Here is a 20,878-nt window from a genome sequence, read left to right on the forward strand (position 1 = left end):
GCAAAGAGATCATGCGAGTTCAACTGGCCCTGCTTTTAAGCGCCGGCAATCATTTCCGCCGCCTTCTCCGCAATCATGATCGTGGGCGCGTTGGTATTACCCGATGTGATGGTTGGCATGACGGATGCGTCGGCAATGCGCAATCCCTTTATACCCCGCACGCGCAGCTGCGGATCGACAACCGATTCCTGATCGGCGCCCATGCGGCAGGTGCCGACGGGATGAAAGATCGTCGTGCCGATGGCGCCTGCGGCTTCGACCAGCTCCGCTTCGCTCTGATAGTGCGGCCCCGGTTTGAATTCTTCCGGCCTGTAGCGCTGCAGCGGTTTTTGCGCCACGATGTTGCGGGTGATGCGGATTGAATCCGCTGCAACACGCCGGTCGCTGTCCGTCGTCAGGTAATTCGGCCGGATGGCTGGATGCGCCCGGTAATCCGGTGATTTGATGTGAACGGAACCACGGCTTTCCGGCCGCAGATTGCAGACACTGGCGGTAAAGGCGGGGAAGGGGTGGACGTTTTCACCGAACTTTTCCAGAGACAGCGGCTGGACGTGATATTGCAGGTTCGCCGTCGCAAAAGACGGATCGGACCGGGTGAAGACCCCCAGCTGGCTTGGGGCCATCGACATGGGGCCGGACTGGTTGATGAGGTATTCCAGGGCAATCGATGCCTTGCCCAAAAGGCGGTTGGCCTTTTCGTTGAGTGTCGCAATGCCTGTCACCTTATAGGCGCAGCGCAGTTGCAGATGATCCTGCAGGTTTTCGCCAATGGCCCGCCGTTCAAGAACGGGCGCAATCCCGGCCTTCTGCAGGACATCGCCGCGCCCGATGCCGGAGAGTTCAAGAATTTGCGGGGAGCCGACAGAGCCTGCCGCAAGGATCACCTCGCGGCGGCAGCTGAGCGTGCGGATGGTTCCCGCCTGTTCAATCTCCACGCCCACGGCTGTCAGATTGTCGATAACGAGCTTGCGGACATGGGCACCCGTCTCGACCGTCAGGTTCGCCCGCTTCATCGCCGGGCGAAGAAACGCCTTTGCCGTGTTCCAGCGGATGCCGCGTTTCTGGTTGACCTTGAAATAGGAGCTGCCTTCATTGTCGCCGCGATTGAAATCGTCGGTGCGCGGGATTCCGGCCGCTTCGGCAGCATCCCTGAACGCATCGAGAATATCCCAGTGCAGACGCGCTTCCTCCACGCGCCATTCGCCGCCCGACCCGTGAAACTCATCGCTGCCGAGATAGTAATCTTCCGATTTGCGGAAATAGGGCAGGACGTCGTCCCAGCCCCATCCGGCACAACCGTCCTGCCGCCACAGATCGTAGTCGCGCGCCTGCCCGCGCATATAGATCATGCCGTTGATCGACGAGCAGCCCCCAAGCACCTTGCCGCGCGGGTAGTTGAGGACGCGCCCGTTGAGGCCGGGTTCAGCCTCCGTCGAAAAGCACCAGTCCGTCCGCGGATTGGAGATGCAGTAGAGATAGCCCACCGGAATATGAATCCAGGGATAGTTGTCCTTGCCGCCGGCCTCAAGCAGGAGAACGGACACGTTCCGGTCCTCCGACAGCCTGTTGGCAAGAGTGCAGCCTGCCGTGCCTGCGCCGACGATGATGTAGTCATAGCTGGCTGTCATGTCAGTGCCCGGAGCTGCTTTCGAGTTTCTTGCCGAACCGCGAGGCGTAGAGCTCGCCGATAATGCCGCGGCGGAAGACGAGGACGCAGACCATGAAAATAATGCCGGTGATCACCGTGACCGGAAACTCCGACGTGGCGAGATAGTTTTCCAGCGCCGTGATGAATCCGGCTCCGACGATCGGGCCGACCAGTGTGCCGATGCCGCCAAGCAGGGTCATGAGCACGACCTCGCCGGACATCTGCCAGCTGACATCCGTCAGCGTCGCAAACTGAAAGACGATTGCCTTCAAGCCGCCGGCAAGGCCGGTGAGGGCGGCTGACATGACGAAGGCGGCAAGCTTGTAGCGGGCAACGGAATAGCCGAGCGAAATGGCGCGGTTTTCGTTTTCGCGGACGGATTTGAGGATCATGCCGAAGGGCGAATTGATGATGCGCCAGATGATGAAGACACCAATGAGGAACACCGCCAGCACGAAGAAATACATGTTGAGCGGATCGTTCAGATCGATGAAGCCGAGGAGCTTGCCGCGCGGTACGCCCTGAATGCCGTCTTCGCCCTTGGTGAAGGAGGCCTGCAGGCAGAAGAAGAAGAACATCTGCGACAGGGCAAGGGTGATCATCGTCGAGTAGATACCCTGACGCCGGATGGCAAAGAAACCGATGATCAGCCCGAGGATGGTTGCGCCGAAGACGCCGAGCAGAATGCCAAGCTCCGGCGGAAAGCCCCATTCCTTGACGGAATGGGCGGTAAAATAGGCGGCTCCGCCAAAGAATGCCGCATGGCCGAAAGAGAGTATGCCGGTATAGCCGAGAAGCAGATTGAAGGCGCAGGCGAACAGCCCGAAACACAGCACCTTCATCAGGAAGACCGGGTAGAAATGGAATGGTGCAAGAATGAGCGCGGCGACGCCGATAAGGATCAGCAGCATTTCAAGATTGAGAAATTTGCTTTTCCGGCCTGGGGAAACCGTTGTATCGGTCATGTCAGACCTCCTTTCCGAACAGGCCTGCCGGACGGACAAGCAGAACGATCGCCATGATGACGAAGATCACGATATTGGAGGCCTCGGGGTAGAATACCTTGGTCAGGCCCTCGAAAATACCGAGCATGTAGCCGGTGAGGATGGCGCCGAGAATGGACCCCATGCCGCCGACAACGACGACGGCGAACACGACGATGATCAGGTTCGATCCCATCAGCGGACTGACCTGATAGATGGGGGCGGCCATGATACCCGCAAGCCCGGCAAGCGCGGCACCAAGACCATAGGTAAAGGTCAGCAAGATCGGTACGTTGATGCCGAAGGCCCTGACAAGCGTCGGATTTTCCGTCGCTGCGCGCAGATAGGAGCCCAGCCGGGTTTTCTCGATCAGAAGCCAGGTGGCAAGACAGATAGCGAGCGATGCCAGCACCACCCAGGCACGGTATTTCGGCAGGATCATGAAGCCGAGATTGTAGCTGCCGGTGAGAGCGGCGGGCACTGCATAGGGTTGTCCCGCCGCACCGTAGTAGTAGCGGAAGGTCCCTTCGATCACCAGCGCGAGCCCGAAGGTGAAGAGCAGGCCATAGAGATGATCGAGATTGTAAAGGCGCGAGAGTGCGACGCGTTCGACAATCGCACCGGCGACGCCGACGATGACGGGCGCAAGAATCAAGGCGGGCCAATAGCCGATGCCGAGCTGGGCAAGCAGGAGATAGCCGATAAAGGCACCCAGCATATATTGCGCCCCGTGGGCGAAATTGATCACGCGCAGCAGGCCGAAAATGATGGCCAGGCCAAGGCTGAGCATGGCGTAAAAGGAACCGTTGATGAGGCCGATCAGCAATTGTCCGAGGAAGGCCTGCAGGGGAACGCCGAAAATCATGGTCATGGGTCAGACTCCCAGCGCTTCGTTGAGCATGGACATGCGCTCCGGCAGGTCCCGGACGTGGAAATTGTCGATGATCTTGCCGTGATCCACCACATAGAAGCGGTCGGCGACCTTGCTGGCGAAACGGAAATTCTGCTCGACCAGCAGAATGGTCATGCCGCGCTGCTTCAGCGTCACCAGAACTTCGCCGATGCGCTGGACGATGACCGGGGCAAGCCCTTCGGTCGGCTCGTCAAGCAGCAGCAGTTTGACCCCGGTGCGCAGGATGCGGGCAATGGCCAGCATCTGCTGCTCGCCGCCGGAAAGTTTGGTTCCGGGGCTGTTGCGCCGCTCCTTCAGATTGGGAAAGAGATCGTAAATCTCCGCTATCGACATGCCGCCCCCGGCAACGATGGGTGGCAGGTTGAGATTTTCATCGACGGAGAGTGTCGCGAAGATGCCGCGCTCTTCCGGCACGAAACCGATGCCGGCATGGGCCGTGCGGTGGAGCGGCACGCGCATCATGTCCCTGCCGTCAAAGACGATGCTGCCGGTGCGCTTGCGGATGATACCCATGATGGAGCGCAGGGTCGTGGTCTTGCCAACGCCGTTGCGGCCAAGAAGCGTGACGGTTTCACCCTCATGAATATCGAGATTGACGCCATGCAGCGCGTGGCCTTCGCCGTACCAGGCATGAAGATCGCGCACGGCGAGCAGGGGTTTTGCGTCACTCATGTTCGGTCCCCATATAGGCAACGCGCACCCGTTCATCCTGGCTGACCGTCTGGTAATCGCCGGAGATGAGAATTTCGCCGCGCTGCAGGACGGTAACCTGGTCGCAAAGGTCGGCAACGACCTTCAGATTGTGTTCGACCATCAGGATTGCCCGGTCGCGGGCCACCTCGCGAATGATCTCGGCAACGATATGCACGTCTTCGTGGCCCATGCCCGCCATGGGTTCATCCAGAAGCAGGACCTTGGGATCGAGCGCCAGCGTCGTGGCAATCTCCAGCACGCGCTTGCGGCCATAGGAGAGATCAGCGGCCAGTTTGTTGTGGGCGTCATGCAATCCAACGGCGGTAATCAGTTCCATGGCCCGGTCATTCAGCCGGTTGAGCGCGCTGGTCGGCAGCCAGAATTGCGTCGACAGCCCGGCGGGGCGTTGCAGGGCCACGCGCACATTGTCGAGAACGGTCAGATGCGGAAAAACCGCGGAAATCTGGAACGAGCGAACCAGCCCCATACGGGCGACTTTCGCCGGATCGGTTCTGGTGATGTCCTGATCGAGCAGGGTGATCGTGCCGCTCGATGGCTGAAGAAACTTGGTCAGGAGATTGAAAACCGTGGTTTTTCCCGCGCCGTTGGGGCCGATCAATGCGTGGACTTTGGCGTGATGGATATCCAGATCCACATTATTGACGGCGATGAAGCCGCCAAAATCCCGGCGCAGACCGCGGGCGGAGAGAACCACCCGGGATTCGGCGTTGCCGGCACTGCCGGGGGAGGCATGACCTCCCCCGAATGCCGTACTGCTCAAGGAAGCTGTCATCCGGACTACTTGGCCAGATCGCAGCCGCTTTCGGCTGGCTTCATATAGGCTTCATCGCCCGGAACGGTGGCCAGAACCTTGTAATAGTCCCATGGTTCCTTGCTTTCCGATGGCTTCTTGACTTCCATCAGATAGACATCGCTGATCAGGCGGCCATTGGCACCGACCTTGGCGCCGCGCCCGAAGACGTCATCGACGGGCATTTCATGCATGGCAGCGGCAACTTTTTCGGTATCGTCGGTGCCAGCCTTCTGAATGGCTTTCAGATACTGCAGCACACCGGAATAGGTCGCGGCCTGGATCATGTTGGGCATGCGGCCGGTGCGCTTGAAGAATTTGCGGCCGAATTCGCGGGACTGGTCGTCGCGATCCCAGTAGAAGCTTTCCGTCAGGGTCAGGCCCTGGGCGGCTTCAAGGCCGAGGCCGTGCACTTCCGCCAGGGTGAAGAGCAGGGCCGCCAGACGCTGGCCGCCCGATACGATGCCAAATTCTGCCGCCTGCTTGATGGCATTGGCCGTGTCGAGGCCGGCATTGGCCAGGCCGATCACCTTGGCGCCGGACGACTGCGCCTGCAAGAGGAAGGAGGAATAGTCGGCTGTTGCCAGCGGATGCCGCACGGAGCCGACCACTTTACCGCCCTTCGACGTTACATATTTGGTTGTCTGTTCTTCCAGGGAGTAGCCGAAGGCATAGTCGGCGGTCAGGAAGAACCACGTGTCGCCGCCCTGCTTGACCAGCGCGCCGCCGGTGCCGACGGCGAGAGCGTGGGTGTCATAGGCCCAATGGAAGCCGTAGGGCGAGCATTGTTTGCCGGTCAGTTCGGCCGTGGCCGCGCCGGTGACGAGATCGATCTTCTTCTTTTCCTTGGAGATACCCTGCACGGCAAGCGCGACGGACGACGTGGTCAATTCCATGATCGCATCGACCTGCTCCGTATCATACCACTGGCGGGCGATATTGGAGGCAATGTCCGGCTTGTTCTGATGGTCGGCGGTGATGACCTCGATGGGTGCATCGAGAACCTTGCCGCCAAAATCTTCGGCGGCCATCTTCGCCGCTTCGAACGACCACTTTCCGCCGAAATCCGCATAGACACCCGATTGATCGTTCAGGATGCCGATCTTGACCTTGCCGTCGGAAATGCCTGCGCTTGCGGCAGGCATAACGGTTGCAGCCATGAGGGCAGCGGTTGCAATTGCCAGTAATTTCATTCTGTTCTCCTCCCAAAGAAATGCCGCTCACAGGATCATCGCATGATGGACCGTCGCGGACTTGATCGTCTCGGCTGAAAATGACCCAAAGCCATGACGCAGAGATGTCTGCGCCCAATCGGTTCGGTTTCCTCCTCAATCCGGTCAGCCATTCCTCTCTGCCGGATAATTCTTGCCCCTATGATTGTCCCGTTTCTTGTTGCAGGCAACCACTCGTTGAAAAAACTGTAGCATTGACAAATAAGTACACAAACACCTATTTTCGCACATAATAAGTACAAATATGTACATATGGGGTGCGCCTTGCGGCAATATACGTGGGATGATCTGCAATATTTCCTGGCGGTGGCACGCACCGGCCAGCTGACCACGGCGGCCCGCCGTCTGCGCACCAATCATGTCACGGTCTCCCGGCGGATCGACCGGCTGGAAGAGGCGCTTTCGGCGCGTCTTTTCGAGCGCAATCCGCGCGGATACATCCTGACCGCACTCGGCGAGAAACTGATTGAATCGGCTGAAATCATGGAACGCGAAGCCGAGCGCTTTCAGAATGAAGCTTCCGGCGGAACAGTCTCGCTCAGCGGTGTCGTGCGCCTCAGCATCCTGGAGGGGATAGCCAATTTCTTTCTGGCAAACCGCCTGCCTGTCATGGCGCAGTCCTATCCCAGCCTTTCCGTGGAAATGGTAACGATCCAGCAGATTGTCTCGCTGTCGCGCCGCGAGGCGGATTTGTCGATCACGCTGAATCCGACGCGTACGGGCCCCTATCATCAGGAAAAACTGATGCCCTACCGCTTGTTCATCTACGGGGCGAAAGACTATCTCGCCCGGCATCCGGCGATCCGGCAGCGTTCCGATCTCTCCGGTCACCGGTTCATCGGCTATATCGAGGATATGATTTTCACGCCGGGGCTCGATTATATGCGCGAGATTCTTCCCGGTCTGCGGCCCGCCTATCAAAGCTCAAGCATTTTTGCCCAGTTGAGCGCTGCCCGCTCGGGTTTCGGGCTTTGCATCCTGCCCTATTTCATTGCCTGCAATTATCCGGAGCTGATGCCGGTGCTGCCAAAGGAAATGCACCTCAATCGCGATTACTGGCTGATCTGCCATGAGGATATCGTCAACACGCCGCGCATCCGCGTGCTCAGCGATTTCATCCGCTCGGAGGTTGGCAGCCAGACGGCGATTTTCGGCGGCTATCCCCTGCTCGACTGAAAGCGGGCGGCCGAGAGGCGCGGGGCGATATTTGCCAAAGCATCCGGCAGAGATTGCTGGCGGATGAGCATGGCGGCAAACTGCGATAGCGCTGGAGCGGTCTGAATACCGTATCCCCCCTGTCCGGCCAGCCAGAAGAAGCCGTCGAGTTCCGCATCAAATCCGGCAACGGGCGTGCGGTCGGGCGCAAAAGTCCGCAGACCCGCCCAGCTGCGTTCGACGCGGTTGACTGGCGTAGTCACAGCCTGTTCATAGCGGTAGAGACCTTCGGCGAGGATCATGTCATCCACATAGGCGTCGTGCGGTTCCACCGGGATTTCGTCGCATGGGGAAACAAACAGGCGCCCGCCGTCCGGCTTGAGATACCATGTCTCATTGGCATCATCGAGCACCGGCCAGCTGCGGATGTCGTATCCCTCCGGCGCAGGCAGAACGGCGACCGAGCGGCGCATGGGCGTGAACCCAAGCGGCCTGCCGCCGAAAAGGCCGGTGATGACATCGGCCCAGGCGCCGGAAGCGTTGACGACTGTGGGGGCACGGAATGTCTGGCCGGCTGTCTCGACGAGCCAAAAGCCGTTCACCCGTGTCGCGCCGGTAACCTCGCACGACGTGCGAAGGTCCGCACCAAGGCCTGTCGCCTTGCGCAGCCAGCCCTGATGCAGGGCATTGACGTCGATGTCCTGTGCCTCGGCCTGATAGCAGGCGGCCTTCATATGATCGCGGTTGAGGATCGGTATCATCTTCACGGCCTGGTCGGCGCTGATCTCTTCGACATTGACGCCATTCCGGATCAGATCTTCGCAGTGTGCGACGCCAGTCTCGTCGGCAATGGTGAGGGCGCCACGGGGTGTCAGCAGCGGTTCGGGAAACAGCTTTGTATCGCGCTGCATGAACATGGGCGCGCTGAAATGATTGAGCGCGCGAATGACGTCATTGCCGTAGTTGGGGAGGAATATGGCAACCGAGCGTCCCGTCGAATGGTAGGCTGGCTGGCTCTCCCGTTCGAGTATGATCACCTTGTGTGTATCGGCAAGTTCGGCGGCAAGTCCGACACCGGCAATGCCGGCGCCGATGATGAGAATGTCGGTATCGGTGATGTCGGTCATATCCGCGTGAGGTCTTTCAGATAGGGATTGCCGTCAATGGACGCTGCAAAGGCGTGCCGGTCGATGTCGGCAAAAAACAGCTGTTCATTGGCGTCCGTGCAGGCGGCGATCAGGCTGCCATCCGGCGCGGCTATACGGGACAGGCCCGCAAAGGTAAAGCGCTCATCGCGGCCCGCGTGATTAACATAGGCAACGAATAGCTGGTTTTCGAAAGCCCGTACCTGAATCATGTGCGCGGCGATGAATTCTCCCGACGGACCTGCGGGAAGCGCCGTCGGCACAAGGATCATCTGCGCCCCGGCCTGTGCCAGGCGGCGGACGTTCTCAGGGAACTCGACATCGTAGCAGATCAGCATGCCCAGCTTCAGCCCGGCAAGCTGGACGATACAGCTGGCCGGTTTTGCCGGCGTGAACAACGCCCGCTCATAGTCGCCATAGAGATGCGATTTCCTGTAAATGGCAGGCGGGGTATCACCGCAGACGAGGGCCGCACTGTTGTAGACATGATCGCCGTCGCGTTCGGCAAAACCCGCGACGATGGCTATGGCATTGGCTTTGGATATGGCCCGCAGCTGGTCGATCTGGCTGCCATTGGCCGGCTCCGCCAGGGCTGTGATCGCCTCTCCGGCACCATAACCGGTCAGGGCGAGTTCCGGCGCGACCAATAGGTCAGCACCGGCTTCGGCAGCAGCCTTTGCGGCGTGCCCGATGCGTGCCAGATTGGCATCTGCATCGCCGCAAACGGGCTGCATTTGAAACGCTGCCATCCGCATCATTTGTCATCCGTGGCCATGGCGCCGAGCAGTTTTGGCAGATCGCCGAATTTTGCAACCAGCGAGAAGATTACGGCGGCGGTGGCGACGAAGAGAATGGTCACCGACGCCATGGTCGGCGTATAGCCGTAGCGCAGCGCATTGAAAATCTTGATGGGGAGCGTTTCCAGCGTAAAGCCGACGGTCATGTAGGCAACGATATATTCGTTGAGCGACAAGACGAAAGCGAAGGCGTAGCCGGAAACCAGATAGGGCAGGATCAGCGGCAGGATGACCGTGCGGAAAATGGTGCGGTCACTCGCGCCCATGGTGGCCGCCGCTTCGACGAAGGAGCGGTCGATGGATGAAAACCCGAGCGACAGCGTCACCAGCGGCAGGGTGACGAAGAAGATGGCATGACCGATCACCGCGGTCCACGGCTGGCCATAGAAACCGGTGGTGGCCCAGAATGTCAGCAAGCCGAGCGCGGTGATGACCGGCGGCAGCGTGAAGGGCGCAATGCCGAGAACCTGAAAGATGTTGGCCCAGGGAGCAATGCGCCGCCACAGGAACCATGCAAGCGGCAGCGCAATCAGCACTGCCAATGCCGCCGACGTGGTGGCGAGGATGACCGAGGCAATAAGGGCACTGCGCCATTCCGGGTTGAGGAAGATTTCACCGTACCAGCCCAGCGAAAAACCCTGCGGCGGGAAGGCAAGGGTCTGCTTGGCGTTGACCGACACGCCGGCAACGACGATGAGCGGAAGCGCCAGGAACAGGCCGATGGCAAAGAAGTAGAAGCGTCTGAGGGCGGTGATCATGCCTTTTCTCCCTTGCGCCCGATCAGCAATGTCAGGGCCACCAGACCCAGTGTCACAAGCACCAGGAACACGGCCATCGCCGCCGCAAACGGCATGTTGGACTGGTAGATCGCCTGATCGGTGATGAGAACGGAGAGCGTCCAGTGCTGCGGCCTGCCGAGAATCTGCGGCAGGAGGTAGGAGCCCAGCGCAAAGATGAACACCATGATCAGCGTCGCCATGATCGTGTTGCGCAGCGCCGGCACAAGCACGTTGAAGAAGGCGCGCACCGGCGACGAGCCCAGCGTCCGCGCCGCTTCCATCAGTGTCGGATCAAGCCGGACAAGGGCGGGATAGAGAACCAGCACCGTATAGGGAAGCGCCTGATAGACCATGCCCGTCAGCACCGCGCCGAAGCTCGGTGACAGGGCGACGGCCTGTTTCATCAGGCCGAGCTGGACGAGGATGTTGGTGATCCCGGCCGTGCGGGAAAACAGGGTGGACCAGGCAAAGCCGATGATGACTTCCGACAATGACAAGACGGAGAGCAGGGCCACGAGCCAGATCACCTGCAACCGGCGCGGCAGCTTGGACAGGAGATAGGTGAAAGGCAGAGCAAGGACGACGCAGCAGACGGCAACGGTGACCGCCAGCATCAGCGAGAAGCCGAGAACGCCGCCGAAGAAGACGCTGAGAAAGCGCTCATAGTTGGAGAAGACGAAGGCAGGCGTATAGAAGCCGCCCTGCTGGCGCTGGAAAAAGCTTACGACAATCATGGTGCCGAACGGCACCACGAAAAACACGAGCAGCATGCCCGCGGGGAAAAACAGCGGCCCGTAATCGGCGATGGATTGGGGAGCTTCGCGCTTCATTGCTTCAGCACCACGCAGACATCCGGGGCAAGCACGATGCCGACCTGTTGTCCGGCCGTCACTTCAGGCCGGGCGCGCGGCGTCGAGACAGCGACGATCTGCTTGCCGCCTGCTTCAATGAAAGTCTCTATCGTGCCGCCGAGATCACGCACGAAGGTCACGGTGCCGTTGATGGCGCCATTGCCCGGCGCCGTCAGATGCACATCTTCCGGCCGTACCGAAATCGTTGCTTTCTGCAGGCCTGCAGGCAGGACGAGACCAGGCACGTGGTGCCCGAAGACGGTGGCGGCGCCCGAACTGTCGGCCGTCGTCTCGATGAGATTTGTCGAGCCGATGAAGTCGGCGACAAACGTATCGGCGGGCTTGCGGTAGATTTCGATGGGCGAGGCGGCCTGGCGGATATGGCCGCCATTCATGACCACCACCGTATCGGCCATGGTCATGGCTTCGCGCTGGTCGTGCGTCACCACGATGGTGGTAATGCCAAGCTTCTGCTGCAGCTGCCGCAGTTCCACCTGCATCGCCTCGCGCAGCTTGGCATCGAGCGCCGAGAGCGGCTCGTCCAGCAGGAACAGTTTGGGTGAAAGCGCCAAAGCGCGGGCGATGGCCACGCGCTGGCGCTGGCCGCCCGACAGTTTCGAAACCGGCCGGTCGCCATAGCCGGGCAGATGGATCAGGGCCAGCAGCTCATCAACGCGCTTTTTCTGGTCTTCGCGGCCTTTGCCGCGAATGCGCAGGGGATAGGCGATATTCTCACCCACGCTCAAATGCGGGAACAGGGCCAGTGACTGGAACACCATGCCCAGATTGCGCTTGTGGGTCGGAACCTTGGTGATGTCTTCGCCGTCAAGCAGGATGGTACCGCCGGTTGGATCGTCGAGCCCGGCAATCATCCGCAGGAGCGTGGTCTTACCGCAGCCGGACGGTCCGAGCATGCATACAAACGTGCCGTGCGGCACGGAAAGCTGCACATTCTCCACAGCGGTGAATGTACCAAATTGCTTGGTTACACCGTTCAATACCAGTCCGGACATCGAGCCCTCGTTTCGTTTATCGTCGTTAAAAAGAAACCCGGTTCGCAATAGGCCGGGTTTCACATTCATACAATCCGGCAGCAGACCCTATCAGCCAACGATCAATTCGGTCCACTTCTGGTTGAGGAAGTCGGCTTTACTCGTCAAAAGATCATAGCGCGGCAGGATCGGTTCGATATCCGATGACACGGCGGCGAATTCCTTTTCATTCAGATCGAGCAGCTCGCGCTTGACCGTCGGCGCCGTCCCCACTTTGCGGGACAAGGTCGCCTGGATGGCTGGCTGGCACATGTAATTGATGAATATATGCGCTTCCTCTGCCTTTTTCGACGCCCGTGACAAAGCCCAGCAGCCGGAATCCTGGATGCCGCCTTCCTTCGGGAAGGTGGACCGGACCGGATGGCCTTCGGATGCTGCCAGACCGGTAACATCGTGATAATACTGGCCCATCGGGATTTCGCCGGATTTCAGCGCCTGCTCGAACTGGGCTTCGTCGCGGTACCACAGCCGGACATTCGGCTTCACCTCGGCGAGCTTGTCGAAGACTTTCAGGATACCTTCCTCCGTGTCGAGGGCGTTGGTGCCGCCGAAGAAGGTCTTTGCCGTCACTTCCAGAAGGAACGAGTTGGAAACGAGGGCGAGCAGGCCGAGTTTGTCGGCGTTTGCCGGATCCCAGAACGCCTGCCAGGACGTCGGTGCTTCCTTGTAGACATCGGTGTTGGTCACGAGCGTGATGTACCACGCCACCGCGCCGATGCCGGCAATGCGCCCGTCGGGGTATTTGTTGATGAAGCGGTCGAGCAGGTTCTTCGCGTTCGGCAGCTTTGCTGTGTCAAGCGGCGTCCAGAGTTCCGTCGACTGGCCCTTGATCATGGCGACCTGCGACATCATCGAGATATCGGCGGGAGCAGCACCGGCCTTGGCGGCCTGTTCAAGCTGGACCAGCCAGGCTTCGCCCGTCGGTTCTGCCACGGATTCCACTGCAATGCCGGTTGCCTTGGTGAACTCAGGAAAAATGTTCTTGTCGAACGAATTCTTGAAATAGCCGCCATAGACGCCGATTTTCAGGGACTTGTCCTGCGCGCGCAGCACGGTCGGCATGGCAAGCATTGCGGTACCCAAAGCTCCGGCCGCCAGCACGGTGCGCCGGGTGACGGCTGTTTTGATCATTGTATCCATAGTCCGATCTCCTTCTTGTTGGCCAGTTTCTGGCTGATTCCCACTCTTTTTACCAATACCGCACGCGCCCTAGCGCTGTGCGGTACGCAATTCCAGTTTCTTAGTGTACCGCGTCAGCGGGTAGCACAGAACAAAATAGATCAGTGCCACCAGCCCATAGACCGTGAAAGGTTCGAATGTCGCATTGTTGATCGCATTCGAGGTTCTGACCAGTTCCTCAAACCCGATGATCGAGGTCAGCGCGGTGCTCTTGATCAGCTGCACGAGAAAACCGACCGTCGGTGCCCGGGTTATGGCAAAGGCCTGCGGCAGGATGATCAGCCGCAACTGCGCGATATAATGCAGGCCAAGGCTGCTGCCGGCGTCCCATTGTCCGTTGGGCAGCGATTGCACGCCGCCCCGCCAGATTTCGGCGAGAAAGGCGCTCGCGCAAAGTGTCAGCCCCAGCACCGCGGCCGTCCAGGCTTCGATGCGGAAGCCGAGCAGCGGCAGGCCGAAGAACAGCAGAAACAGCTGCATCAGCAGCGGGGTTCCCTGAAACAGGCCGATATAATATTGCGCGCTGCGCCGCAGCCAGGTCCGTTTCGAGATGCGTGCGAGCAGGATGGCCACACCAACGATGGCACCACCGGCAAACGCGACGATGGAAAGCAATACGGTCCAGCGGGCTGCCAGCAGCAGATTGCGCGCTATGTCCCAGAAGGTGAATTCGATCATGCCATGCCTCCGGCAATCGACCGGCGCCCTGCCGCATAGAGCAGCCTGCGCAGGGCGATACTGAGCCCGAGATAGACCAGCGTGACGACAAAATAGGTTTCGAAAGCACGGAAGGTGCGCGCCTGAAGCATGTCCGCCTCGTAGGTCAGTTCGCGCACGGCGATCTGCGAAACCACGGCGGATTCCAGCATCATGATAACGATCTGGCTGGTCAGGGCAGGGAAGATGATTTTCAACGCCTGAGGCAGCACGATCTTGATAAAGATGATCCTCGGGCGAAGGCCGAGCGCCTTTGCCGCTTCGGTCTGTCCTTTGTGAACGGCGTCCAGCCCGGCACCGACAATCTCCGTGCTGTAGGCAGCCATGTTCAGGGTCATGGCGAGGATCGCTGCCGCGACGGGATCAAGGCGGATGCCGAGGCGCGGCAGCCCGAAAAAGATGAAGAACAGCTGCACCAGAAACGGCGTATTGCGGATGATTTCGACGTATCCGGCAACCAGCTTGCGCAGGATCGCATGGCGACTGCGGCGCCCGATGGCGCCGAAGATGCTGAGCAATGTGCCGGCGACTGAGGTCACGACGATCAGAAAGACCGTCATGGCCGCACCGCTGGCAATCATGCCGAGCGCATCGTTCAACCAGCCGAAATCGAGCGCATAGCCCACAGGTCAATCCTTGAGATTGGCAGGATTGAGCGGTGTCTTCAGCCAGGCCTCGGAACTCTTGTTGAGCGAGCCGTCCGCCAGCATCTTCGCGACGGCATCGTTGACGGCCTGCTTGAGACGGTCCTCTTTCTTGTTCAGGGCGATATGCGAGGGAGACGTCAGAAGCTGGAATTTCTGTTCCGGCGCAAGGGCTTCCTGCCGCGCGAGCACCTGCGCGCCCACATCGTTGCCCACAACCATGAGCTGCGTCTGGCCGGAGATGAAGGCCTGGATGACGGCGTTGTAGTTGTCGAAGCGCTTCACGTCGGCCGAAGCCGGTGCCGCCGCGGTCAGGGATGTGTCTTCCAGCGTGCCGCGATTGACGGCAATGCTCTTTCCGGCGAGATCGTCCTTGTTCTTGATATCAAGCGCCTTCGGCCCGATCACCGCGATATAATAGGGCGCGTAAGGAGCGGCGAAATCGAGGACCTGTTCGCGCTCCTTGCTGTAGCCCACGCTCATCAGCAGATCGACGCGATGTTCCGTGAGGTAGGGGATACGGTTCTGGCCGGTGACGCTGACGGTCTTGAGCTTGACCTTCAATGCGTCGGCAAGAGCCTGGGCTACGTCGATGTCATAACCCTTCAGGGTCATGTCGGCGCTCGCCGATGAAAAGGGCGGAAAGTCGGCGAAGACACCGACATTGAGAACGCCGGCTTTCGTGATGTCGTCGATGGCATCGGCGCGTGCGGCCGTTGCGGTCATGGCGATGGTTGCGCCACCCAAAAGCAGAAGCGCGGCAAAGGATGATTTGAGCGTGGTCTTGAATGTCATGGCAGTCCCCTTCTTGTTCTTATGTGACGGTGCGGAATGCTGTCGCCGCACCGTTTGTCAGGCCGATTTATTGATGTGTGTCAGGCGCGATTTCCTGCAACGAATGGACTGAACACCATCAGGCTCAGGATTTCGAACAACACCTGTGCCCCGGCATGGGCGGTGTTGGTGGTCGCGTCATATTGCGGCGCCACTTCCACCACGTCGCCGCCCACCAGGTTGATGCCCTTGAGACCGCGGATCAGCTCCAGCACTTCGCGGGTGGTCAGGCCGCCCACCTCGGGGGTGCCGGTGCCCGGCGCAAAGCTCGGATCGACGCTGTCGATGTCGAACGACAGATAGGTCGGGCCGTCGCCGACGATCTTGCGCGCCTTCTCGATGATGGCTGGTATGCCAAGGCCGGTGACCTCTTCCGCGTGGATGACGGTCATGCCGGATTCGTAGGAGAACTCCCACAGATATTCCGCCGAGCCGCGAATGCCGATCTGAACCGTGCGGGTTGGATCAAGCACCCCGTCAAGCACGGCATTGCGGAACGGCCCGCCGTGATGGAACTTCGTCTGGTCAAAGGCGCCGCCGGTATCGCAATGGGCGTCGATGTGGATCATGCCGACCGGACGCTTCTTGCCGACGGCCTTGAGAATAGGATGGGTGATCGAATGGTCGCCGCCGACGGCAAGCGGCACCACGCCGGCCTCGACGATCTGGTTGAACCGGCGCTCGATATCGTCATGGCTCTGCTCCAGCCGGTAGCGGCTGGCGAAGGGCACGTCGCCGATATCGGCAACGCGCAGGTCAAAGACAGGCGCACAACCGAGCACATGGTTGTATGGCCCGATGCGTTCGATGGTGCGCACGGCGCGCGGACCGAAGCGCGACCCGGGACGGTTGGTGACGCCAAGGTCCATCGGAACGCCGACAATGGCCACCTGCAGATTGCCGAAATCCGGCGCCGTTGCATCGACCGGCATATAGGGCGCGGTGAGGAACGTTGGAATGCCCGCATAGGGTGCAAGCCGCGTGCCGCTCTTGGAGAAAATCTTGTCCGCAACCTTGCGGAAGGTCGGGTCGAACAGCTCGCCGCCATGGCTTTCGCCATATTTGGCCCGCAGATCGCTCAGCTTCTTCTCATCCCATGATGTCATGACACTATCCCGTTCTCTGAAAGCTCAGGGGAAACGCGGGAGGGATTGCCCATGCGAGGGTTGTCCGATGTGATCCGCTTCTGTCAGTTCCCCTGGGCTTTTCGCCTTTGTTCCCGGCATTATCGATGCAAAGGCGATGGAAAAGCAATTGACATTGTTGTAGGGATTAGTGTGAGAAAATCTCACATGACAAACCTGAATTTGGTGTCTATTGGAGTCTCCCATGACGCTTGGCCGGTTGCCTCCATTGAATCCCCTGCGCGCCTTCGAAGCGACGGCGCGGCATGGTTCCGTGACCGCAGCTGCCCGGGAACTCAATGTGACCCACGGCGCCATCAGCCACCAGATCAAGGCATTGGAAGCAACGCTCGATGTCCGCCTGTTCGAGCGCGGTGCGCAGCGGCTGAAACTGACGGCGCAGGGGGCACTGCTGCTGCCGACCATTTCCAAGGCATTCGAGGATATTGCCACGGCAACTGCCCTGATGAAACGCCCCACGACCAAGGGCGAATTGACGGTGACGTGCGTGCCGGCGCTTCTGTCGCTCTGGCTCATTCCCCGCATGAATCAGTTCACCGAACAATATCCCGATATCCGGCTGACACTCATTGCCACCAATGAGGCGCATCATCTCCAGTCGCCTGATGTGGATGTCTGCGTGCTCTACGGCGATGGCAAATGGTCGGACTGCTGGTCGCGTTTGTGGAGCACACTGAAGCTTTTTCCGGTGGCCAGCCCGACGCTGCTCAACAGCCGCCCGCTGCGCTCGGTCCGCGACCTGCGCAACCATGTTCTCCTGCATGGCGATGACGGACGCGAATGGAATACATGGCTGGCCGCAGCCGACGCCACCGATCTTGCGCGCGGTGCCCAGCATTTCATGAGCGATGCGCGGCTTTCAACGGAGGCTGCGCTTTACGGGCAGGGCGTTTCGCTTGGCGATACAATCACGGCGAGCAACTTGATCGCCAAGGGCGAACTCATCGTTCCCTTCGATCTGACCGTGCCTGCCAATGATGCATTCCACGTGGCCTGCCGCAACGAAGTGCGCAATGCGCCCATCGTCAAGGTTTTCATCGACTGGTTCTTTGCATCGCTGGAAACCGACACCATCACGGAACCGCAGACCTCGGCCCGCAGGATCATCCGGCGGCGCAACGGCAAGATCAGTGCGCCCGAGCGTGTGGCGGCACCACCATCCATTCCCACAACACGAGCCAAAAGGCCGGACCGCACGCAGAAGCGGCGTGCCAAGGCCGATATCCGATAGGACGATCATCCATGACTGCTGCAGTGCTGAACCCGCTTGTCACCCGCCTGTCTCCCCCGCCCATTCCGGCCGTGCAGGCCTGGGGCAGGGCCTATGCGGGCGGGCATGGCCCGTTGATCGATCTGTCGCAGGCCGTTCCCGGCTATCCGCCGCATCCGGACATGCTGCGGTGGCTGGGCGAAGCGGCGTCTTCGGTTGCCTATGCCAATTACGGGCCGATCGAGGGCGAGACGGTGCTGCGCGATGCCTATGGCGCGCATGTGTCGGCGCTTTATGGCGCCGGCATCAGCGGCCGGAACGTCCACATCACATCCGGCTGCAACCAGGCCTTCATCTGCGCGGCCATGGTCGTGGCCGCCGCGGGCGAAACGGTGCTTGTCACCGATCCCTTCTATTTCAACCATGAAACCACGCTGTCGATGCTTGGCATCAGGGCAGGCTTTGTCGCCTGCGGTGCCGAAGATGGTTTTGTGCCGACTGTGCAGGCGGTGGAAGAGGCGCTGGTGCCGGGCGTGCGTGCGCTGGCGCTGGTCACCCCGAACAATCCAACCGGCGCGGTCTATTCACCCGACCGGCTCCGCGCAATTTTCGAGGTTTGCAGGAAGCATGACATCTGGCTCATTCTCGATGAGACCTATCGCGACTTTCTCGCCGATGGCGCGGGCGCACCGCATGGTCTTTTCAATGAAAGCGGCTGGGAAGACAACCTCACCCAGCTCTACAGCTTTTCCAAATCCTTCTGCATTCCGGGCCACCGGCTGGGGGCGGTAACGGCGGGTGAAACCGTTGTCGCGGAAATTGCCAAGATCATGGATAACCTTCAGATCTGCGCACCGCGTGCACCGCAGATTGCCGTAGCGCATGCGCTCCCGGCCTTGAGTGACTGGCGCGCCGCCAACCGGCTGGAAATCGAAACCCGTGCCCAGGCGCTGCGCGAGACCATGGCCGGTCTTGGCGGCTGGAAGCTCGAGGCCATCGGCGCTTACTTCGCGTTTGTCCGCCATCCCTTTCCAAACAAAACCTCGGTCGAAGTGGCCGAGCAATTGGCCAGACAGGCGGGCATACTGGCCATTCCCGGTGAATATTTCGGCGCCGGACACACGCAGTTCCTGCGCTTTGCCTTTGCCAATGCCGATGCGGCGACAATCCGTCAGCTGCGCGGCCGCATGATCGATTTCAGCATCTGACAACAGGGGCTGGCAACAGCGTTGCCAGCCCCTGGCGTTTCAGTAGCCTTTTGCTTCGCCTGAGCTGGCACGGCTGTCGATGGCGCCGTTGTACCGCGCGCCGCCACCCTTTTCGATATCCGAAAGACTGGCGCCGCCGACGAGAATGCCTGCGGCCTGGCCCCAGATCGACCAGTCCTTGTCGATCTGGACCGTGTGGCCCATGTCGCTCAACACTTTGCGCGTATCAGCCGAGAGGGCATAGGGCTCCATGTAGACCTTGTCCGGCAGCCACTGATGGTGGATGCGCGGCGCGTCAATGGCTTCCTGGATGTTCATGCCGTGATCGATGACGTTGAGGATCGCTTCCAGCGTGATGGTGATGATGCGCGAACCGCCGGGGCTGCCGATGACCATGAACGGCTTGCCGTCCTTTGAAATGATCGTCGGGCTCATCGAGGAGAGCGGCGTCTTCTTCGGCGCGATGGCGTTGGCTTCGCCCTGCACCAGCCCGTACAGATTGGGAACGCCGGGCTTGGAGGTGAAGTCATCCATCTCGTTGTTGAGAAGCACGCCGGTTCCGGGTGCAACGACACCAGCACCGAAAGAGCCGTTCAACGTATAGGTGACGGCAACGGCATTGCCTTCATCATCGATGATGGAATAGTGGGTGGTTTCGTGGCTTTCGCCGAGGCCTTTCGGCATCAGTTCTTTCGATACACCGGCCTTGAATGGGCTGATCTTCTCGCGAATTTCCTTGGCATAGGCCTTGTCGAGCAATTTCGACACTGGATTGTCAACGAAATCCGGGTCGCCAAGTGCTGAGTTACGGTCGACATAGGCGTAGCGCATGGCCTCGACCATCGCATGTACGGTTTCGGCGGAGCCGTAGCCGAGATAGGACAGCGGATAACCTTCGAGCACATTGAGGATTTCGCAGATGATCACGCCGCCGGAGCTGGGTGGCGGTGACGACACGATGTCATAGCCACGGTAATTGCATTTCACCGGCTCCAGTTCGCGTACTTTGTATTGTTCGAAATCCTGCTTGGCGAGAATGCCGCCCTTGTCCTGGCTTGCCTTGACGATCGCATCAGCGGTCGCGCCTTTGTAGAATGAGTCCGTGCCTTTGTCAGAAATGCCGGAAAGTGTTGCGGCAAGATCGGTCTGAACAAGCGTCTCGCCAACCGCATAGGGTTTGCCGTCAGGTTTCAGAAAGATGGCTGCAGCAGCCGGATCCTTGGCAAGCCGCTTGTTGCCGGCCTTGAACGAATTGATATCGCCCTGAACCAGCTCGAAACCATCCCGCGCAAGACGGATCGCCGGTCCCAGCAATTCCTCGCGTTTTTTGGTGCCATACTTCTCACGCGCCAGTTCGAATCCTGCAACGCTTCCCGGCACGCCAACCGCCAGATATCCGTCGAGGCTTAGACCTTTGACGATATTGCTCTTGTCATCGAGATACATGGTTTTGGTAGATGCCAGCGGAGCGCGCTCGCGAAAATCGAGAAAGGTCGTCTTACCGTCCTTGAGGCGAATGGTCATGAACCCGCCGCCGCCCACATTGCCGGCCGTGGGATAGACAACGGCGAGGGCGTAACCAACGGCCACGGCGGCATCCACAGCATTGCCGCCATTCTTCAAGACGTCGACGCCGACCTGCGACGCCAGATGCTGGGCTGATACGACCATGCCATGTTCGGCTTTTGCCGGTTCAGGCGATGCTGCAAAGGCTGTGGTGATGGGGATTGTGCTCAAAGCGAGCGAAACGGTGAAAGACACCACCGTTGTGAAACGGGTCTGCATACTCTTCCTCCTGCTGGCAATCATGGAATGGCTAGAGGAGCCTCTCTCGCGCGCCATGTCCAGCTGGAAAAGCAACTTACCCAACAAATTTACAACG

Annotated in this window: 20 protein-coding genes; 3 read left to right on the plus strand and 17 right to left on the minus strand. The window is 60.0% G+C overall.

Annotated elements, in window-relative coordinates; translation table 11 throughout:
* Window positions 1-35: 35 nt before the first annotated feature.
* The 6 genes from ACTJJ7_RS12940 to ACTJJ7_RS12965 form a co-directional block, all read right to left on the minus strand.
* A complete protein-coding gene (locus ACTJJ7_RS12940; RefSeq protein WP_440967328.1) occupies window positions 36-1,628 on the minus strand; it encodes a GMC family oxidoreductase in 1,593 nt (530 codons plus the stop codon).
* Between the two features lies 1 nt (window position 1,629).
* Window positions 1,630-2,559, minus strand: a complete 930-nt coding sequence (locus ACTJJ7_RS12945) for a branched-chain amino acid ABC transporter permease (RefSeq protein WP_245421075.1) — start codon at window positions 2,557-2,559, stop codon at window positions 1,630-1,632.
* A 55-nt stretch (window positions 2,560-2,614) separates the two neighbouring features.
* On the minus strand, window positions 2,615-3,502 hold the full coding sequence (locus ACTJJ7_RS12950; protein ID WP_105733464.1) for a branched-chain amino acid ABC transporter permease: 888 nt from the start codon (window positions 3,500-3,502) through the stop codon (window positions 2,615-2,617).
* A 3-nt stretch (window positions 3,503-3,505) separates the two neighbouring features.
* Window positions 3,506-4,216, minus strand: coding sequence for an ABC transporter ATP-binding protein (locus ACTJJ7_RS12955; RefSeq protein WP_440967330.1), 711 nt, complete (start codon window positions 4,214-4,216; stop codon window positions 3,506-3,508).
* Window positions 4,209-4,952, minus strand: coding sequence for an ABC transporter ATP-binding protein (locus tag ACTJJ7_RS12960; RefSeq protein ID WP_223614942.1), 744 nt, complete (start codon window positions 4,950-4,952; stop codon window positions 4,209-4,211). The genes ACTJJ7_RS12955 and ACTJJ7_RS12960 overlap by 8 nt, the downstream gene beginning before the upstream one ends.
* Before the next feature lie 83 nt (window positions 4,953-5,035).
* Window positions 5,036-6,241, minus strand: coding sequence for an ABC transporter substrate-binding protein (locus tag ACTJJ7_RS12965; RefSeq protein ID WP_105733467.1), 1,206 nt, complete (start codon window positions 6,239-6,241; stop codon window positions 5,036-5,038).
* Between the two features lie 303 nt (window positions 6,242-6,544).
* On the opposite strand from ACTJJ7_RS12965, the gene ACTJJ7_RS12970 reads away from it, so the two are divergent.
* Window positions 6,545-7,456, plus strand: coding sequence for a LysR family transcriptional regulator (locus ACTJJ7_RS12970; protein ID WP_130271738.1), 912 nt, complete (start codon window positions 6,545-6,547; stop codon window positions 7,454-7,456).
* Here the strand turns inward: ACTJJ7_RS12970 and ACTJJ7_RS12975 are convergent.
* From ACTJJ7_RS12975 to speB, 10 genes are all read right to left on the minus strand, one after another.
* Window positions 7,438-8,562, minus strand: coding sequence for an NAD(P)/FAD-dependent oxidoreductase (locus ACTJJ7_RS12975; protein WP_440967333.1), 1,125 nt, complete (start codon window positions 8,560-8,562; stop codon window positions 7,438-7,440). The two genes, ACTJJ7_RS12970 and ACTJJ7_RS12975, sit on opposite strands and share 19 nt — an antisense overlap.
* On the minus strand, window positions 8,559-9,338 hold the full coding sequence (locus ACTJJ7_RS12980; protein ID WP_440967334.1) for a carbon-nitrogen hydrolase family protein: 780 nt from the start codon (window positions 9,336-9,338) through the stop codon (window positions 8,559-8,561). Before ACTJJ7_RS12980 ends, ACTJJ7_RS12975 begins: the two co-directional genes overlap by 4 nt.
* A complete protein-coding gene (locus tag ACTJJ7_RS12985) occupies window positions 9,335-10,135 on the minus strand; it encodes an ABC transporter permease (RefSeq protein WP_440967335.1) in 801 nt (266 codons plus the stop codon). The genes ACTJJ7_RS12980 and ACTJJ7_RS12985 overlap by 4 nt, the downstream gene beginning before the upstream one ends.
* The gene (locus ACTJJ7_RS12990; RefSeq protein ID WP_440967337.1) at window positions 10,132-10,986 is read right to left on the minus strand and encodes an ABC transporter permease; all 855 of its coding nucleotides are present in this window, start codon (window positions 10,984-10,986) and stop codon (window positions 10,132-10,134) included. The genes ACTJJ7_RS12985 and ACTJJ7_RS12990 overlap by 4 nt, the downstream gene beginning before the upstream one ends.
* On the minus strand, window positions 10,983-12,020 hold the full coding sequence (locus ACTJJ7_RS12995) for an ABC transporter ATP-binding protein (protein ID WP_440967338.1): 1,038 nt from the start codon (window positions 12,018-12,020) through the stop codon (window positions 10,983-10,985). The genes ACTJJ7_RS12990 and ACTJJ7_RS12995 overlap by 4 nt, the downstream gene beginning before the upstream one ends.
* Before the next feature lie 90 nt (window positions 12,021-12,110).
* Entirely contained in the window at window positions 12,111-13,190 is a 1,080-nt protein-coding gene (locus ACTJJ7_RS13000) for an ABC transporter substrate-binding protein (RefSeq protein WP_130272112.1), read from the minus strand.
* Window positions 13,191-13,268: 78 nt separating this feature from the next.
* Window positions 13,269-13,916: an amino acid ABC transporter permease gene (locus ACTJJ7_RS13005; protein WP_130271726.1), complete on the minus strand. Its 648-nt coding sequence runs from the start codon at window positions 13,914-13,916 to the stop codon at window positions 13,269-13,271.
* A complete protein-coding gene (locus ACTJJ7_RS13010) occupies window positions 13,913-14,581 on the minus strand; it encodes an amino acid ABC transporter permease (RefSeq protein ID WP_440967339.1) in 669 nt (222 codons plus the stop codon). The genes ACTJJ7_RS13005 and ACTJJ7_RS13010 overlap by 4 nt, the downstream gene beginning before the upstream one ends.
* A gap of 3 nt (window positions 14,582-14,584) precedes the next feature.
* Window positions 14,585-15,394, minus strand: a complete 810-nt coding sequence (locus tag ACTJJ7_RS13015) for a transporter substrate-binding domain-containing protein (protein WP_105733474.1) — start codon at window positions 15,392-15,394, stop codon at window positions 14,585-14,587.
* Between the two features lie 80 nt (window positions 15,395-15,474).
* The gene (gene speB / locus ACTJJ7_RS13020) at window positions 15,475-16,539 is read right to left on the minus strand and encodes an agmatinase (protein WP_440967341.1); all 1,065 of its coding nucleotides are present in this window, start codon (window positions 16,537-16,539) and stop codon (window positions 15,475-15,477) included.
* Between the two features lie 223 nt (window positions 16,540-16,762).
* Here speB and ACTJJ7_RS13025 point away from each other — a divergent pair, with 223 nt between their 5' ends.
* Both ACTJJ7_RS13025 and ACTJJ7_RS13030 read left to right on the plus strand, forming a co-directional pair.
* A complete protein-coding gene (locus ACTJJ7_RS13025; protein ID WP_105733476.1) occupies window positions 16,763-17,809 on the plus strand; it encodes a LysR substrate-binding domain-containing protein in 1,047 nt (348 codons plus the stop codon).
* Window positions 17,810-17,820: 11 nt separating this feature from the next.
* Complete coding sequence (locus ACTJJ7_RS13030; RefSeq protein WP_440967343.1) at window positions 17,821-18,996, plus strand: aminotransferase; 1,176 nt, start codon at window positions 17,821-17,823, stop codon at window positions 18,994-18,996.
* Window positions 18,997-19,035: 39 nt separating this feature from the next.
* Here the strand turns inward: ACTJJ7_RS13030 and ggt are convergent, their stop codons facing one another.
* Window positions 19,036-20,781 carry a gamma-glutamyltransferase gene (gene ggt / locus ACTJJ7_RS13035; RefSeq protein ID WP_130271716.1) on the minus strand — a complete coding sequence of 582 codons (1,746 nt, stop codon included), beginning with the start codon at window positions 20,779-20,781 and terminating at the stop codon, window positions 19,036-19,038.
* Between the last annotated feature and the right edge of the window lie 97 nt (window positions 20,782-20,878).

It is taken from the genome of Phyllobacterium sp. 22229, from assembly GCF_052056495.1.
Classification (GTDB): Bacteria; Pseudomonadota; Alphaproteobacteria; order Rhizobiales; family Rhizobiaceae; genus Phyllobacterium; species Phyllobacterium myrsinacearum.